At 62.3% G+C, this 15,295-nt stretch carries 17 protein-coding genes; 11 read left to right on the plus strand and 6 right to left on the minus strand.

Features of this window, described 5'->3' with window-relative positions; translation table 11 throughout:
- The first annotated feature begins 17 nt into the window (after positions 1-17).
- Complete coding sequence (gene aroA, locus HX839_RS29305) at positions 18-1,274, plus strand: 3-phosphoshikimate 1-carboxyvinyltransferase (RefSeq protein ID WP_177068087.1); 1,257 nt, start codon at positions 18-20, stop codon at positions 1,272-1,274.
- A 32-nt stretch (positions 1,275-1,306) separates the two neighbouring features.
- On the plus strand, positions 1,307-1,696 hold the full coding sequence (locus HX839_RS29310) for a hypothetical protein (RefSeq protein WP_177009432.1): 390 nt from the start codon (positions 1,307-1,309) through the stop codon (positions 1,694-1,696).
- 528 nt (positions 1,697-2,224) lie between these two features.
- Here the strand turns inward: HX839_RS29310 and HX839_RS29315 are convergent.
- The 3 genes from HX839_RS29315 to HX839_RS29325 form a co-directional block, all read right to left on the minus strand.
- Positions 2,225-2,443, minus strand: a complete 219-nt coding sequence (locus tag HX839_RS29315; RefSeq protein ID WP_008436400.1) for a hypothetical protein — start codon at positions 2,441-2,443, stop codon at positions 2,225-2,227.
- Positions 2,444-2,596: 153 nt separating this feature from the next.
- Positions 2,597-2,971, minus strand: coding sequence for a tautomerase family protein (locus tag HX839_RS29320; RefSeq protein ID WP_008436392.1), 375 nt, complete (start codon positions 2,969-2,971; stop codon positions 2,597-2,599).
- Positions 2,972-2,975: 4 nt separating this feature from the next.
- Positions 2,976-3,254, minus strand: coding sequence for a carboxymuconolactone decarboxylase family protein (locus HX839_RS29325; protein ID WP_008436391.1), 279 nt, complete (start codon positions 3,252-3,254; stop codon positions 2,976-2,978).
- A 107-nt stretch (positions 3,255-3,361) separates the two neighbouring features.
- On the opposite strand from HX839_RS29325, the gene HX839_RS29330 reads away from it, so the two are divergent.
- Positions 3,362-4,219, plus strand: coding sequence for a LysR substrate-binding domain-containing protein (locus HX839_RS29330; RefSeq protein ID WP_177009435.1), 858 nt, complete (start codon positions 3,362-3,364; stop codon positions 4,217-4,219).
- On the opposite strand, the gene HX839_RS29335 is transcribed toward HX839_RS29330, so the two are convergent.
- Complete coding sequence (locus HX839_RS29335; protein ID WP_177068088.1) at positions 4,216-4,821, minus strand: NAD(P)H-dependent oxidoreductase; 606 nt, start codon at positions 4,819-4,821, stop codon at positions 4,216-4,218. The two genes, HX839_RS29330 and HX839_RS29335, sit on opposite strands and share 4 nt — an antisense overlap.
- A 90-nt stretch (positions 4,822-4,911) precedes the next feature.
- Here HX839_RS29335 and HX839_RS29340 point away from each other — a divergent pair, with 90 nt between their 5' ends.
- The gene (locus HX839_RS29340; protein ID WP_177068089.1) at positions 4,912-5,514 is read left to right on the plus strand and encodes a TetR/AcrR family transcriptional regulator; all 603 of its coding nucleotides are present in this window, start codon (positions 4,912-4,914) and stop codon (positions 5,512-5,514) included.
- On the opposite strand, the gene HX839_RS29345 is transcribed toward HX839_RS29340, so the two are convergent.
- On the minus strand, positions 5,511-6,185 hold the full coding sequence (locus tag HX839_RS29345; RefSeq protein WP_177019813.1) for a GNAT family N-acetyltransferase: 675 nt from the start codon (positions 6,183-6,185) through the stop codon (positions 5,511-5,513). The two genes, HX839_RS29340 and HX839_RS29345, sit on opposite strands and share 4 nt — an antisense overlap.
- A gap of 123 nt (positions 6,186-6,308) precedes the next feature.
- Positions 6,309-7,199 (minus strand): LysR family transcriptional regulator, encoded by an 891-nt coding sequence (locus HX839_RS29350; protein WP_003215222.1) that lies wholly within the window; start codon positions 7,197-7,199, stop codon positions 6,309-6,311.
- Positions 7,200-7,310: 111 nt separating this feature from the next.
- Between HX839_RS29350 and HX839_RS29355 the strand changes: the two genes are divergently transcribed.
- The 7 genes from HX839_RS29355 (at position 7,311) to HX839_RS29385 (ending at position 15,293) form a co-directional block, all read left to right on the plus strand.
- Positions 7,311-8,537 (plus strand): MFS transporter, encoded by a 1,227-nt coding sequence (locus HX839_RS29355; protein WP_177068090.1) that lies wholly within the window; start codon positions 7,311-7,313, stop codon positions 8,535-8,537.
- A 46-nt stretch (positions 8,538-8,583) separates the two neighbouring features.
- Positions 8,584-9,294 (plus strand): FadR/GntR family transcriptional regulator, encoded by a 711-nt coding sequence (locus HX839_RS29360; RefSeq protein ID WP_008436372.1) that lies wholly within the window; start codon positions 8,584-8,586, stop codon positions 9,292-9,294.
- A 106-nt stretch (positions 9,295-9,400) separates the two neighbouring features.
- Positions 9,401-10,594, plus strand: coding sequence for an L-2-hydroxyglutarate oxidase (lhgO, locus tag HX839_RS29365; RefSeq protein WP_003215216.1), 1,194 nt, complete (start codon positions 9,401-9,403; stop codon positions 10,592-10,594).
- A gap of 58 nt (positions 10,595-10,652) precedes the next feature.
- A complete protein-coding gene (locus HX839_RS29370) occupies positions 10,653-11,978 on the plus strand; it encodes an MFS transporter (RefSeq protein WP_008436370.1) in 1,326 nt (441 codons plus the stop codon).
- An 81-nt stretch (positions 11,979-12,059) separates the two neighbouring features.
- Positions 12,060-12,917 carry a CAP domain-containing protein gene (locus HX839_RS29375; RefSeq protein WP_003215212.1) on the plus strand — a complete coding sequence of 286 codons (858 nt, stop codon included), beginning with the start codon at positions 12,060-12,062 and terminating at the stop codon, positions 12,915-12,917.
- A 139-nt stretch (positions 12,918-13,056) separates the two neighbouring features.
- Positions 13,057-13,476 (plus strand): organic hydroperoxide resistance protein, encoded by a 420-nt coding sequence (locus HX839_RS29380; RefSeq protein ID WP_177042206.1) that lies wholly within the window; start codon positions 13,057-13,059, stop codon positions 13,474-13,476.
- Between the two features lie 140 nt (positions 13,477-13,616).
- Positions 13,617-15,293, plus strand: a complete 1,677-nt coding sequence (locus tag HX839_RS29385) for an ATP-binding protein (RefSeq protein WP_177068091.1) — start codon at positions 13,617-13,619, stop codon at positions 15,291-15,293.
- Positions 15,294-15,295 lie beyond the last annotated feature (2 nt).

Genomic DNA, 15,295 nt, shown 5'->3' on the forward strand with positions numbered 1-15,295 from the left:
AGCAGGAGCCTTGTACCTTGAGTTCGCAGAAAACCGTGACCGTTACACCGCCCAACTTTCCTCTGAACGGCAAGGTAGCGCCCCCCGGCTCCAAATCCATTACCAACCGTGCCTTGCTGCTGGCGGCCCTGGCCAAGGGCACCAGCCGCTTGAGCGGCGCGCTGAAAAGCGATGACACCCGCCACATGTCGGTGGCCCTGCGGCAGATGGGTGTGGTGATCGATGAACCGGACGACACCACCTTCGTCGTCACCAGCATTGGCAAGCTGCAATTGCCGGCGCAGCCGTTGTTTCTCGGCAACGCCGGCACCGCGATGCGCTTTCTCACCGCCGCCGTGGCCACTGTACAAGGCACCGTGGTGCTGGACGGCGACGCCTACATGCAAAAACGCCCGATCGGCCCGCTGCTGGCGACCCTCGGCCAGAATGGCATCCAGGTCGACAGCCCTACCGGTTGCCCACCCGTGACCGTCCATGGCACTGGCCGCGTGCAAGCCAAGCGTTTCGAGATCGACGGCGGCCTGTCGAGCCAGTATGTGTCGGCGCTGCTGATGCTGGCGGCGTGCGGCGAAGCCCCGATTGAAGTAGCGCTGACCGGCAAGGACATCGGCGCCCGTGGCTATGTCGACCTGACCCTGGACTGCATGCGCGCCTTCGGTGCCCAGGTGGACATCGTCGATGAAAGCACCTGGCGCGTGGCCCCCACCGGCTACACCGCCCACGACTACCTGATCGAGCCTGACGCTTCCGCTGCCACCTATTTGTGGGCCGCCGAAGTGCTGACCGGTGGCCGCATCGACCTCGGTGTCGCCCCGCAGGATTTCACCCAGCCCGATGCCAAGGCCCAGGCAGTGATCGCGCAGTTCCCGCACATGCAACCGGTGGTTGTCGGTTCGCAGATGCAGGACGCAATCCCCACCCTCGCCGTGCTCGCCGCGTTCAACAACACACCGGTACGTTTCACGGAACTGGCCAACCTGCGGGTCAAGGAATGTGATCGGGTGCAGGCCCTGCATGACGGTCTGAATGAAATCCGTCCGGGCCTGGCGACCATTGAAGGTGATGACTTGCTGGTAGCCAGCGATCCGGCCTTGGCGGGTACCACCTGCAACGCGCTGATTGACACCCACGCCGACCACCGCATCGCGATGTGCTTTGCCCTGGCGGGCCTGAAGGTCTCGGGGATCAGGATCCAGGACCCGGACTGCGTCGGCAAGACCTATCCTGAGTACTGGAAAGAGCTGGAAAGCCTTGGGGTCCATCTGACCTGGTAAGCCGCCGGCGCCGGTAACGGGAGGGAGACTGCATGACAATTCGCCAACCCTGCCCACCCGGCGTCTGCGACTGCAATCGTGAGCAACTGCTCGACCTTCCCGGCGCCGATGTGCGCATCCTGCAACTGACCCGCCAGGAAGAAAAACGCCTGCTCGAACGCCTCGAAAACCTGCAAAGCCTGCCCGACCTTGAGCGCATGCAACAGCTGATGTACCAGCAACTGGGCATTCGCGTGCATATCGCGCCGGGTCATACGGAAGTGAAGACGATGCGCGGGATTCAGATCGTTATCGATGACTTGCCGGGGTTGTGTCGCAAGACCCGACAGTCGATTCCGGCAGCGATTCGCAAGGGAATGGAGAAACGGCCGGAGATTGCGTATCGGTTGCTGGATGCTCATGACTTGTTTCGCGAGGGTTGAGGGCAGCCTTCCATTTGCGGCGATTTTCACGCTTGAGTCTGCGGGCCTGTTGGTATTCGAGGCGAGCCTGGGCCATCTCCTGAGTACGCGGGGGCCGAAAACCGGCTTTGTAACGCTTGCGTTCGTGGCGAAGTAGAACGAGTTCTGCGCGCATTTGGCGGTGGCGGTGAGTATTGAGCAGGTAGAGGCTTAGCAGCGGGAACAGCAGCCCCGTTGTGTAGATAAAAACATGGGGCTGATAGCTGTAGGTGAACAGCACAATGAAAAAGCTCATCACACAACTGCCTGCCAGTATCCAGACGCCCCAGTCGCGACCTCGGAGGATAAGAAAGTTGCCCGCTGACAAGATAATGGAAGCGATGCCCACATCCAGCCCCGTGTAACTACGATAAGCAGGCACGCCTCGCATGTAGGTACTACCCATCGACGACCCCGCTACCGCAAGAGCAAAAAGCGCAAACATAAAAGCACAGACGAAAACCGGAAAATAGTGAGCCATAAAAGCTCTAGGGGAATTTCTCAGTTCCATTATTCAAACTCTTCATATAGGCCGATGGCCAGTGTCCGGATATTCCCGGAGACGCCGCTGCCTATGACACTCATGGTTGCACCCACTCCTGCCCCCGCAATCGCCGGGTCAGCATCGATCGCGGCAAACAACCGGCCGAGGTCGATACTGCCTTCGATCCGTTTGCGGGTGGTGCGATAGGCAGCTGGAAAACCGTCCTTCAAGACGCTGGAAGTCATTCCTTTACTCCTGGATTCCACAAGAGCGCAAAGAGTAAGACTGAGCCGCCTGAAAGGTTGTCAGAAAGGTCCTCCTTTCCAGACTGACATTTCCCGATCACCTCTCCATACCTTGTGGGCAATCATTCCAATTGGAAAAGTACGCCCGTGCTACTAATTCCCTCTTCCCCCCGCAAACGACCACTCATCCGCCGCCGTCGTCGTAATCACTACCATCACATCCTCAGGGCTCAGCCCAATCGCAGCCTCCAGCCGCTCCACCAACACCTGGTAAAACCGCCGTTTGGTCTCGGTATCACGAGGTTTACCGCCCGTGATCGCGATAAGTACATAGTCGTGGCTGCGCGGGCCGCCCAAATAGTTGGGGTCGATGATCATCTCGCCAATTTCGTGCTGGTGGATCACGTGGAAGCGATCCGCGTCAGGAATCTTGAAGCTCTCAACCAGGGCATCATGCAATCCCTGTGAAAGCGCTTGCAGATATTCAGGGGATTTCCCGCGGTGCAGGGAGATTCGAGCGTAAGGCATGGGGTTACTCCGCAGGATGGATGGCTGCCAACAGGTTCAGCGCCGACGCCGCTGTCGGCCAGCCGGAGTAAAACGCCAGGTGAGTGATGACTTCACCCAGTTCCTCGACGCTCAAGCCATTGCCAACCGCCCGCTGCAAGTGAAACGGTAGTTGCTCCAGACGGTACATCGCCACCAGTGCCGCCACGGTGATCAGGCTGCGCTCCCTGGGCGACAGGCCCTCGCGCTCCCAGATATCGGCGAACAGCACGTCGCGGGTCAGCTCGGTAAATTTGTTGCTCATGGACGCTCGCTCCGACAATTCAGTTGACGGGCAAAAACTAGCAAGCCAGGATCATTCCGAATATCAGATTTAATAGCATCCACCATCCCGTTTTAATGGACCATTCAATGCGCCGCCCCACCTTCGACCTTGATGTACTGCGCACCTTCGTCACCGGCGTCGAGCTGAACAGCTTTGCCAAGGCGGCGGATCGCCTGGGCCGTTCGACCTCAGCCGTCAGCGCGCAATTAAAGAAACTCGAAGAACAGGTCGGCACGCCGGTGCTGAGCAAATCCGGGCGTGGGCTGGTGCTGACGCCGGTGGGTGAAGCGCTGCTCGGCCACGCCAGGCGGTTGCTGGACCTCAATGACACTGTCTTCAGCAGCCTTAACGAAACCCAAACCGCAGGCACTTTGCGCCTCGGTTTGCAGGAGGATTTCGGCGAGCATGTGCTCAGTGACATCCTGCGGCGCTTCGCCAGGCTTTATCCGATGATCAGCCTTGAAGTGCGGATAGGCCGCAATGCCGAGCTGTTGACCCTGATCGACAGCGCGAGCCTGGACCTGGCGCTGACCTGGGAAACCGGTCAGACATCGTCCTGCCGCACCCGCCTGGGGCAAACACCCATGCACTGGATCGGGCCCCGGGACAAACCCCAACTACCGCGCGCCGAGGACGCGCCGCTGCCGCTGGTGATGTTCGAGGCACCCTGCGTATTGCGCAGCGCCGCCACCGAAGCCCTGGACCGCGCCGGCATTGCCTGGCGCATTGCCTTGACCAGCCCCAGCGTGGGTGGGATCTGGGCGGCGGTCGATGCCGGGTTGGGTGTGACCTTGCGCACCCGTATCGGTTTGCCTGCGCACCTGCGTGTACTCGACGGTCTGCCGCCGGTGCCGTCCCTTGGCTATGAATTGCATTGCAGCCATCCAGCGCCAGGCGCTGCGGTCGCACAGCTGGCAGCGCTCATACAGAGCAGCCTGGTTTAGGCGGTTTCGCAGGGTTGCAGGGTGACGAACAGTTGTCGCCCCAACTTCGCCGCCGTCTCCAGATGCTGTTCGGCAGCGCCGCTTTCCGAGTCCAGCAGCAGCTCGGATGTCAGCACTTTCGCACCGCAGTAATCAAAGATCCCATGGTCGATTTGCGTGCGCATGGCGTCGGCATAGCCGTGGCGTTCAAACACCCCTTTGTCCGCCCCGCCAACGCCCAGTAAGTGCACCTGCAAGTGGCCGAGTTTTTTCACCACCTTCGTCTCAAGGCTGTAGTCGATCGCCCAACCGTTGACGAATACCCGGTCGATCCAGCCCTTGAGCAAGGCCGGCATCGACCACCAGAAGATCGGGAACACCAGCACCAAGGCGTCGGCGCGGTCGAGTCGGGCCTGTTCGGCCAGTACGTCGGCCGGCGGCGTGGCGCGGGTGCGGTGCACTTTATGGTCGGCGGCGTTGTAACGCGGGTCGAAACCTTCAGCGGCGAGGTCGGCGATTTCAAAGGTGTGGCCGGCGGCGGTTATGCCGGCAGCCGCCTGTTTGGCGAGGCTGTGGGTCAGGGAGTGTGAGTCGTGGTGAGCAACAACGATCAGCGCGTGCATGGCAGTGACTCCGTCGGGGTAGCGATGAGAAGGCAAATTGAGTAGGCTTGAGCTAAGTTACCGTTGGTACGTTACTTTTGGTATATAAGCATGTCAAGCGATCAATCCCCTGCCCCTCGCCGCCGCTTGTCCCGGGATGACCGGTTGCGCCAGCTGCTCGACGTGGCCTGGCAACTGGTGCGAGAAGAAGGCACCGATGCCCTGACCCTGGGGCATCTGGCTGAGTTGGCCGGCGTTACAAAGCCGGTGGTGTATGACCATTTTGGCGATCGCGCGGGGCTGTTGGCCGCGCTGTATGAAGATTTCGACGCCCGTCAGAACCAGGTATTTGCCGCCGCAATCGAGGCCAGCGAACCCACCCTGGACGACCGCGCCTGGGTGATCGCCTCGTGCTACGTCGATTGTGTGTTGCTACAAGGGCGGGAAATTCCGGGAGTGATTGCGGCCCTGGCCGGCAGCCCGGAACTGGAGACCATCAAGCGTGAGTACGACGCAATTTTCCTTGGCAAGTGTCGCGATGCCCTCTCCCCCTTTGCCGTGGACGGTGTGATTGGCCAGCCCGGTTTACGCGCAATGCTGGGCGCGGCGGACGCCTTGTCCCATGCTGCGGCCAGCGGGGAGATCAGCCCGCTGGAGGCGCAACAGGAGCTGTTTGCGAGCATCAAGTCGATGGTGAGTCGAGGCGCGCGTTAGCCCAGCCTTGCGTGCACAAACATCCGAGCCTTGTGGGTCATCTGGTCGAAGTGACGATCACGCTGTTTTTCGGCATCGACCATCGCCCGCTTGCCGTGCTTTTGCAGGAGGTAGGTGTGGATCTGCCGCACCTCCAGCGAGCTGTAGATCGACGCCACATCCAGCAACCCCATCAAGCCGTCAGTGCTGTAGTCGCGGGTGTTCATCAACACCTGGGTACCGCGCACACCGCGCAGTTGAAAGCCCATGGACTCGAACGCCGGGACCTTCTCCACTGCGCAGGTCAGTTCGGCATGCGGGTAGCGAGCCAGCATGTCCTGCATCATCGCCCGCGCCACGCCTTTGCGCCGATGGCTGGCGTGCACCGCCATGTAAGCCACGCCGCACGCCTCGGGATCGTCCTTCACCGGCAGGTACAGCAGGAAGCCGATCACCTGCTCCTGCGCGTCCAGCGCGACGATCAATTCCACCGCAATGCCCTTGGACCCGTCCAGCGCTTCCAGGTACAGGTGCACCTCGTAGCCGATGGCGTACTGGTAGACGTTGTACAGCAGGTTGCTTGGCGGGATGGCGACCATGCTGATGTCCGTCAGGTAGTCGACCACCATCTGCAGGATCTGCGCGTTGATCGGCTCGGGGCATGGGGTTTCGTAATGGGTAAGGCTGAACATTTGAATTCCTGGTGTTTCATTTTAAGGCCCGGCGGATTGTACCTGCTGAAGGGCCGCCGTGGACCCGCAAGCCCCCATTGTGGCGAGGGAGCTTGCTCCCTCGCCACAAGGGGGCTGCTCGGCTCATTGCGCACATACCTCCCGCAGGCAACCGCGCAGCCAGCGATGGGCCAGGTCGGCGTCCAGGCGCGGGTGCCAGAGCATCGATACGGTGAAGTCCGGGAACACGAACGGCAGCGCAAAGCGGTAGAGGTCGCTGTGCAGGTTGGCGGTATGCCGCTCCGGCACGCTGGCGATCAGGTCGGTGCTGCGGGCCAGGGCCAGGGCGGTCGAGAAGCCGGCGACGATGGTCACCACGTCCCGGGTCAGCCCGAGCGCTTCAAGGGCTTGATGGATCTGGCCTTGATCACGGCCACGCCGGGACACGTAGATGTGCTGGCCTTCGGCGAAGCGCTGCGGCGTGACTTCGCCTTGGCTGAGCGGATGGCCCTTGCGCACCACGCCGATAAACCGGTCGCGGAACAGCGCCTGGGTCAGCACCTCGGGGCTGGCGCTGCTGTCGACCACGCCGGTTTCCAGGTCGACACTGCCATCGCGCAGCGGCGTACTGCCTTTGTCCGGCTTGTGCACGAAGCGCAACCGCACGCCAGGCGCTTCCCGGGCGATCCGCGTCAACAGCGCCGGGCCGAAGTTTTCAACAAATCCGTCGCTGGTGCGCAAGGTGAAGGTGCGTACCAGTTGGCTCACATCCAGCGTCGCAGCGGGTCGCAACACCGCTTCGGCGTCCTGCACCAGCTGGCTGACCTGTTCGCGCAACGCCAAAGCGCGCGGCGTGGGTACCAGGCCGCGGCCGGCACGGACCAATAACGGATCGCCGGTGGTTTCCCGAAGTCGCGCCAGCGCCCGGCTCATCGCCGACGGGCTCAGGCGCAAGCGTTGAGCGGCACGGGCGACGCTGCCTTCGGCGAGCAACACATCCAGGGTGACCAGCAGATTGAAATCAGGTGTCGACACGGCAAACCTCATAGGGCGTTTGGCGCACGTATAAAGTGCAACTGCTGCGCCTTCCGCCATGTTAGGTGACGGCGTAGATTTCTGACAGCGGTCAAACCCTGGAGCCTCTTGATGAAATCACCTGCACCCCGTGGCGATCTCGTCGCCCTGTCACTGTCCATGTTGCTGGCGTCCTTGGGCACCAGCATCGCCAACGTCGGCCTGCCGAGCCTGGTGCAGGCGTTTGATGCATCGTTCCAGGCGGCGCAGTGGGTGGTGCTCGCCTACTTGGTGGCGATTACCGCGGTGATCGTCAGCGTCGGGCGACTGGGCGACCTGATGGGCCGCAGCCGCCTGCTCTTGGCCGGGTTGTTGCTTTTCACCGTTGCCTCGGCCCTGTGCGGCATGGCTCCGTCCCTCGGGCTGTTGATTGCGGCCCGCGCCCTGCAAGGCCTGGGCGCGGCGGTCATGATGGCGATGACCATGGCGCTGGTGGGCGAGACCGTGGCCAAGGAACGCACCGGCCGCGCCATGGGGTTGCTGGGCACGATGTCGGCCATGGGTACCGCGCTGGGGCCAAGCCTTGGCGGGGTGTTGATCGCGGGGTTTGGCTGGCGCGCGCTGTTTTTCATCACCGTGCCGCTGGGTTTGCTGACATTTGCCCTCGCCCGGCGTTATCTGCGCGTCGACCGCCATGGGCAACAGCCCGCGCAATCCGGGTTCAGTTTCTTGTCGACTTTACGGGATTCAAGGCTAAGCGCTGGCCTGGCCATGAGCGCGCTGGTATCGGCGGTGATGATGGCGACCTTGGTGGTCGGGCCCTTCTACCTGACCCACGGTGCAGGCCTCGACCCCGCCTGGATGGGCCTGACAATGGCAGTCGGGCCCTGCGTTTCGGCATTGACGGGCATCCCTGCGGGACGTTTGACCGACCGTTTCGGCAGCGGCCCGATGACCATCGCCGGGCTGCTGGCGATGCTGGCGGGCTGCATGCTGCTCTCCCTGGCGCCGCTGAACCTTGGGGTTGCCGGGTATATCGCCCCGCTGATCATCCTCACCCTCGGCTACGCCCAGTTTCAGGCCGCCAACAACACCGCGGTGATGAGCGACGTACTGCCAGACCGCCGTGGCGTAGTCGCCGGCTTGCTCAACCTGTCGCGCAATGTGGGGCTGATCGCGGGCGCCTCGGCATTGGGTGCTGTCTTTGCGCACGTTTCAGGTGACCTCTCCACGGCCAGTCCCGCCGACGTGGGAAATGGGATGCAAGCCACGTTCGGCGTGGCATTGGCACTGATTGGTGTAGGTCTTTTCCTGGCCCTACGCGCCCGGTTCCGCGTAACACCTGTCTTGACAAGGTAAAATCGTAACGACTATTGTCTGACAACCTGATTACCAAGGTTTTCCCATGCTTGAGCTCCAGCGCCCTGATTCGCTCGTTATGCGCGTTGTCAGCGCCATTCGTGCAGAAATCGATTCCGGCCAACTGGCGCCCGAAGCGCGCCTGCCCACCGAACAGCAACTGGCTGAACAACTCAATGTCAGCCGTTCGGTGGTGCGCGAAGCGATTGCCCAGCTCAAGGCCGATGGCGTACTGACTGCGCGGCGTGGCCTGGGCTCATTTATCTCGCAAACCCCGGCCGGCACCGTGTTCCGCTTCCCGGAAAAAAACGGTCGCCGCCCGGACCTGGCGCAAATGTTCGAAGTGCGCCTGTGGATCGAAACCCAGGCCGCCTCGATTGCCGCCCAACGCCGCGACGCCGCCGACCTGCAGCGCATGAAGACCGCCCTGCAGGAAATGCACGACAAGCGCGCCGACTTCGACGCCGCCGCCCTGGCCGATGTGGAATTCCATCGCGCCATCGCCGAGGCCAGCAAGAACGACTATTTCGTGGCCTTCCATGACTTCCTCAGAAGCCAACTGGCCAGCGCCCGCAAGACCGCCTGGGAAAACTCCGCCACCCGCTTTGTCAGCGGCTCGGCCGATGCCACCCAGGAACACACTGCGCTCTACCAGGCCATCGTCGACGGTGATGCCCAAGGCGCTGCCGCCTGTGCCGAGGCTCACTTGCGCGCCGCAGCAAGGCGCCTGCATCTGGAATTGCCCGCTATCAATTGACCGATCCGAACCCGTTTAAAGCGTGCCGATGGCGCGCTGTTTTTTTAACAGAACCATTAGTCTGACAACCTGATAAGCAGACTGAAATGCGTAGGTACCCAAAACAATGATTTATGACTTTTGCATCATCGGCGGCGGCATCGTCGGTTTGGCCACCGCGATGGAGTTGCTCAAGCGCCAGCCCAACGCCTCGCTGGTGATCCTGGAGAAGGAAAGCCTGTTGGCCAAACACCAGACCGGCCATAACAGCGGCGTGATCCATGCCGGCATCTACTACGCGCCGGGCAGCCTCAAGGCCGACTTGTGCAAACGTGGCGCCGAAGCCACCAAGCAGTTTTGCACCGAGCACGGGATCAAGTTCGAGGTGTGCGGCAAGTTGCTGGTGGCTTCGACTGATCTGGAAGTACAACGGATGGAAGCGCTGTACGCCCGCTCGCAGCTCAACGGCATGAAAGTCGAACGCCTGGACGCCGACCAGTTGCGCCAGCGCGAACCGAACATCGTCGGGCTGGGCGGGCTGTTTCTCGACGCCACCGGCATTGTCGATTACCGCGAAGTCTGCGAAACCATGGCCCGGGTGATTCGTCGCGCCGGCGGGGAAATCTGCCTGGAACGCACCGTCACTGCGATCGTCGAGGACACCGACAAAGTCACCGTCAGCACCCGGGGCGAAAGCTGGCAGGCCAGGCATCTGGTGGTGTGTGCAGGTTTGCAATCGGACCGCCTGGCCGTGATGGCCGGCGTCAAGATCGACCACCAGATCATCCCGTTCCGTGGCGAATACTTCCGCTTGCCGGAATCGAAGAACACCATCGTCAACCACCTGATCTACCCGATTCCCGACCCGGAGCTGCCCTTCCTCGGCGTGCACCTGACCCGCATGATCGACGGCAGCGTCACCGTTGGCCCGAATGCCGTACTCGGCCTGGGTCGCGAGAACTACCGCAAATTCTCGGTGAACTGGCGCGACGTGGCGCAGTACGCGAGCTTCCCGGGCTTCTGGAAAACCATCTGGCAGAACCTCGGTTCGGGCAGCGTCGAGATGAAGAACTCGCTGTTCAAGTCCGGCTACCTGGAGCAGTGCCGCAAGTACTGCCCATCGCTCAACATCGAAGACCTGCTGCCTTATGAAGCCGGCATCCGCGCCCAGGCCGTGATGCGCGACGGCACCCTGGTGCACGACTTCCTGTTCGCCCAGACCCCGCGAATGCTCCACGTGTGCAATGCGCCCTCACCCGCTGCCACCTCCGCGATTCCCATCGGTTCGATGATCGCCGACCGCATGTTCAAGCCCCACTGACGCACCGCACCACGCCTCACTTTGACAATAAATATAATGACTCATAAGGAAGTACAGAATGACGGCTACAGCCCGCACCCCGGACGTTGAAACCCCCGAGCAAACCAGGAAACGCCTGCGCAAAGTCGCGGCCGCGACGATCTTCGGTTCGATGCTGGAGTGGTATGACTTTTACCTGTACGCCACCATGGCGGCGATTGTGTTCTCGAAGATTTTCTTCGATAACAGCGACCCGAAAGCCGCTACGCTGATGGCGTTTTCCACCTTTGCCATCGGCTTCATCGCGCGCCCGTTCGGCGGCATTCTGTTTGGCTACCTGGGCGACAAGTTCGGGCGTAAACAAGTGCTGGTGCTGACCTTCTGCATGATGGGCGTGTGCACCACACTGATCGGGCTGATCCCGAGCTACGCCTCCATCGGCATCTGGGCGCCGATCGTGCTGGTGTTTATCCGCATCATCCAGGGCCTGGGGGCCGGTGCCGAATTGTCCGGCGCGGCGGTTACCTCTTACGAGCACGCCTCAGAAGGCAAGCGCGGCAGCCAGGGTGCATGGCCGGCGCTCGGGCTGAACCTGGGCTTGCTGCTGTCTTCGCTGACCGTGTACCTGCTGACCATCAACGGCAATGAATTCCTGCTGGCCGGCGGCTGGCGGATTCCGTTCATTTGCAGCATCGCGCTGGTGGGTGTGGGCCTGTGGGTGCGCAACAGCATCCCGGAAACCCCGGAATTTAAGGAACTGAGCAAGGAAACCGCAAAGGCCAAGGCGTCGCCGCTCAAGGCGCTGTTCAAGAACGACCTCAAGGGCCTGGCCGTGGTGTTCTTCGTGGCGATTGGCTACAACGCGCTGAGCTACATCTTCAAGACCTTCTCCCTGGCTTACCTCACCCAGTTCAAGGGTGTCGATGTGCACGTCACGTCGCTGTCGGTGACCATTGCCAGCCTGATCGCCATCGTCGCCGTGCCATGCTTCGGCTGGTTGTGCGACAAGTGGAGCAGCAAGACCGTGCTGATGCTCGGCGGCCTGCTGTCGCTGCTGTTTGCCTACCCGTTCCTTGCGCTGCTCAATACCGGTGAAAGCCTGATGATCTACGTCGCCATTGGCGTGGGCACCGGCATCCTCGCGCCGATGATGTTTGCGCCGCAGGGTTCGTTCCTGAGCCGCCAGTTCCCGACCCAGACCCGCTCCTCGGGCTTTGGCACCGGGCGGGAAATCGGCACCGCGATCGCAGGTGGCCTGGCGCCATTAGGGGCGTTGTCGATGGTGGCGGCGTCGGCCACTCACTCCACTGATGGCGTTGTGATAATCCTCGCGATCTCGTCCCTGCTGGTGGTGGTGTTCGCCTTGTGCGATCAGGGCCGTAAACACTCGGCATTCAAGAACTGAGGCAAAAAGTTCGGACCAACGGGTGCATGGATGCCCCTTCATCGCGCATCATGGGCACTTTCAAGCTCAAGGGAAACGTCCATGCGCGTTCTGTCATTGATGATGGGTCTTACGACGCTGGCCGCCAGTCTGGTGTTTACCGCCCAGGCGCAGGCGGGTGAAGAAAGCCTGTTGGTCGACTCGATCAATCAATACCGCAGCCAGGTCCAGCGCTGCGGCAACCAGGGTTCCCAGGAATTGCCACCGCTGGCCAGCGACACGCGGCTGGTGTTGCCGGTCAACAGTGTCGGCGACTTGCAGCAGGCGCTGGCGCGGGCGGCGTACCCGATGGTCAACGTCCAGGCCATCAGCCTGTCCGGGCCCAGGAACGCCGAAGCCGCGATGAAAGCCGTGCGCGAAAGTTTTTGCCGGGTGGTGCTCGACCCGCAGTTCATTGATATCGGCGTGAGCAACAGCGGCCAGGACTGGCGCATCGTGCTGGCCCGCCCGCTGCTGACCAGCGGCCTGGGCGAGACCCAGACCGAAGGCAAGAAGGTGCTCGACCTGATCAACACCGCCCGCCAGCAACCACGCCAATGTGGCGCCCAGGCCTTTGCCGCCACCACACCCCTGAGCTGGAACGAAGCACTCGCCAACGCCGCCGCCGGCCACGCGCGCAACATGGCCAACGGCAACTTCTTCGATCACCTGGACCACGATGGCCGCACCCCGGGTGACCGGGCTGAACTGGCAGGCTACATCGGCCAGCAGATCGGCGAGAACATCGCCGCCGGCATGGACACCCCACGCAAGGTGGTCGACGGCTGGCTGGCCAGCCCCGGGCACTGTGCCAACCTGATGAACCCGCAGTTCCGCGAAATGGGCGCCGCCTACGCCATGGACCCGAAAAGTGATGCCGGCATCTACTGGACCGGTTTGTTTGGCGTGCAGCAGCAATAACGGTTTGTATCCCAACGTATCTTCCCGGCGAGGCGACACACTGCGAGGTGCAGGGCCCCGGCGATGACACATTGCGGATACGCCGGCGCGGTTTCCTGTGCACACCGGCCCACCCCGGGCCACTTGCGAGGAAACCGTCATGTCCCAGAACAGCACCGTGCTCTACACCGGCAAAACCCACACCACCGGCGGGCGTGAAGGCGCGTCCCACAGCGATGACCTGCACCTGGACATCAAGCTGTCGCCGCCCGGCTCCAAGGCGCCCGGCACCAACCCCGAGCAACTGTTTGGTGCCGGCTGGTCCGCCTGCTTTATCGGCGCAATGGGCAAAGCCGCACAAACCCTTCACATCCGCCTGCCCGCCGACACGGCGGTGAGTGCCGAAGTGGACCTGGTGAACAGCCCGGAAGATGGCTATTACCTGCAAGCGCGCCTGCGGGTCAGCCTGCCGGGTATCGAACACTCGGCGGCGCAGGCACTGGTGGACCGTGCCCACCAGACGTGCCCGTATTCCAAGGCCACCCGCGGCAATATCGCGGTAACGATTACGGTGGCCTGAAGGGAGCTCAGCAAAGCATTATCCGGCCGAGACACTAAAGTGCCATCTAGTGGATAATCCCGCTGAACTGGCTGAGTCCCGGGATGTCTGTAGCTTGGCATCCCTACCTCAGCGAACCGTGGCAAGAAGGCGTTCACCGAATGACAAACTGGCTGCAAGGCGGCGGCGAAATGGCCGAACGGGTCCGGCATCACAACTGGGCCAATACGCCATTGGGGCCTTTGGAACACTGGCCGGACGTACTGAAGACCACCGTCGCCCTGTGCCTTGCCTCCAGTTTCCCCCAGGCGATCGTCTGGGGGCCTGCGCTGATCACGCTTTACAACGACGGGTTTATCCCGATTCTCGGCGACAAGCCTGATGCCCTCGGGCGACCATTCAACGAGATCTGGCAGGAAGCCTGGCCCGAGATCAGTCCGATCGCGGATGCCGCCTTCGCAGGTGAAGCCACCTTTATCGAAAACTTCCCGCTGACGATCGAACGCGGCGGCGCGCCGGAGCAGGCGTACTTCACCTTCTGCTACAGCCCGATCCGCGACGTACAGGGCAAGGTGGTCGGCATGCTCGACACCGTGACCGAAACCACCGCCACCGTGGTTTTGTCCCAGCGCCTGGCCGAGCTGAATGCAAGCCTGGAGCAGCGCGTCACCGAAAGGACCACCCTGCTGACCCAGACCGAAGCCGCCTTGCGTCAATCGCAAAAGCTTGAAGCCATCGGCCAGTTGACCGGTGGCGTGGCCCACGACTTCAACAACCTGCTGACCATCATTCGCTCATCCGTCGACTTCCTGCGGATGCCGAGCCTGTCCGAAGAGCGTCGCCAGCGCTACATGAGCGCGGTCACCGACACCGTGGACCGGGCCGGCAAATTGACCAGCCAGTTGCTCGCATTTGCCCGGCGCCAGCCGCTGAACCCGGAAGTGTTCGATGCAGGCCTGCGGGTGAAAAACATCGGCGAGATGCTCGATACGGTGACTGGCGCGCGGATTCATGTGCACGTCGAACTGCCCGGGCAGCCGTGCTACATCCGCGCCGACTCCAGCCAGTTTGAAACCGCCCTGATCAACATCGCCCTCAACGCCCGGGACGCGATGAACGGCCAGGGTAGCCTGACCCTGCGACTGGACGCCGATCAAGCACTGCCGAGCATCCGTGGTGACGCCGGTTCACGCCAGGCGTTCATCGCCATTTCACTCACCGACACCGGCAGCGGGATTCCCGGGGAGACGTTCGAGCGCATCTTCGAACCCTTCTTCACCACCAAGGAAGTCGGCAAGGGCACCGGCCTGGGACTGTCCCAGGTGTTCGGCTTCGCCAAGCAATCGGGCGGCAACGTCGATGTGGCCAGCCAGGTTGGCCAGGGCACGGTGTTTACCCTGTACTTGCCGCAAGTGGTACCTGAAGAGAGCTTCCAACGTGACACCCCGGACACCTGCGGGCTGATCACCGAATGCGCCCAGCGCCATATCCTGGTGGTGGAAGACAACCTGGAAGTGGGCCGCTTTGCCAATCAGATCCTCCAGGACCTCGGCTACCAGACCACCTGGGCAACCAATGCCGAACAGGCGCTGGAACTGGCCGGCGCAGACGCGTTGGGGTTCGATGCGGTGTTTTCCGACGTGGTGATGCCCGGCATCACCGGGGTGGCCCTGGCCAGGGAACTGCGACGCCGCCGGCCCGGCCTGCCGGTGGTACTGACCTCGGGCTACAGCGAGGAGCTGGCGGAAAGCGGCTATGAAGGCCTGGTGTTCCTGCCCAAGCCCTACTCGGCCGACCAGGTCTCACAGGTGCTGGCCAAGGCGCTGCTCAAGGGCTGAGG

Source organism: Pseudomonas sp. I8001 (genome assembly GCF_013385345.1).
Lineage (GTDB): Bacteria > Pseudomonadota > Gammaproteobacteria > Pseudomonadales > Pseudomonadaceae > Aquipseudomonas.

Excerpts from the sequence above, each read along its gene's own strand:
- HX839_RS29310 (WP_177009432.1), top strand. The coding sequence starts at position 1,307 with ATGACAATTCGCCAACCCTGCCCACCCGGCGTCTGCGACTGCAATCGT.
- HX839_RS29315 (WP_008436400.1), bottom strand. The coding sequence starts at position 2,443 with ATGACTTCCAGCGTCTTGAAGGACGGTTTTCCAGCTGCCTATCGCACC.
- HX839_RS29320 (WP_008436392.1), bottom strand. The coding sequence starts at position 2,971 with ATGCCTTACGCTCGAATCTCCCTGCACCGCGGGAAATCCCCTGAATAT.
- HX839_RS29325 (WP_008436391.1), bottom strand. The coding sequence starts at position 3,254 with ATGAGCAACAAATTTACCGAGCTGACCCGCGACGTGCTGTTCGCCGAT.
- HX839_RS29330 (WP_177009435.1), top strand. The coding sequence starts at position 3,362 with ATGCGCCGCCCCACCTTCGACCTTGATGTACTGCGCACCTTCGTCACC.
- HX839_RS29335 (WP_177068088.1), bottom strand. The coding sequence starts at position 4,821 with ATGCACGCGCTGATCGTTGTTGCTCACCACGACTCACACTCCCTGACC.
- HX839_RS29340 (WP_177068089.1), top strand. The coding sequence starts at position 4,912 with ATGTCAAGCGATCAATCCCCTGCCCCTCGCCGCCGCTTGTCCCGGGAT.
- HX839_RS29345 (WP_177019813.1), bottom strand. The coding sequence starts at position 6,185 with ATGTTCAGCCTTACCCATTACGAAACCCCATGCCCCGAGCCGATCAAC.
- HX839_RS29355 (WP_177068090.1), top strand. The coding sequence starts at position 7,311 with ATGAAATCACCTGCACCCCGTGGCGATCTCGTCGCCCTGTCACTGTCC.
- HX839_RS29360 (WP_008436372.1), top strand. The coding sequence starts at position 8,584 with ATGCTTGAGCTCCAGCGCCCTGATTCGCTCGTTATGCGCGTTGTCAGC.
- lhgO (WP_003215216.1), top strand. The coding sequence starts at position 9,401 with ATGATTTATGACTTTTGCATCATCGGCGGCGGCATCGTCGGTTTGGCC.
- HX839_RS29370 (WP_008436370.1), top strand. The coding sequence starts at position 10,653 with ATGACGGCTACAGCCCGCACCCCGGACGTTGAAACCCCCGAGCAAACC.
- HX839_RS29375 (WP_003215212.1), top strand. The coding sequence starts at position 12,060 with ATGCGCGTTCTGTCATTGATGATGGGTCTTACGACGCTGGCCGCCAGT.
- HX839_RS29380 (WP_177042206.1), top strand. The coding sequence starts at position 13,057 with ATGTCCCAGAACAGCACCGTGCTCTACACCGGCAAAACCCACACCACC.
- HX839_RS29385 (WP_177068091.1), top strand. The coding sequence starts at position 13,617 with ATGACAAACTGGCTGCAAGGCGGCGGCGAAATGGCCGAACGGGTCCGG.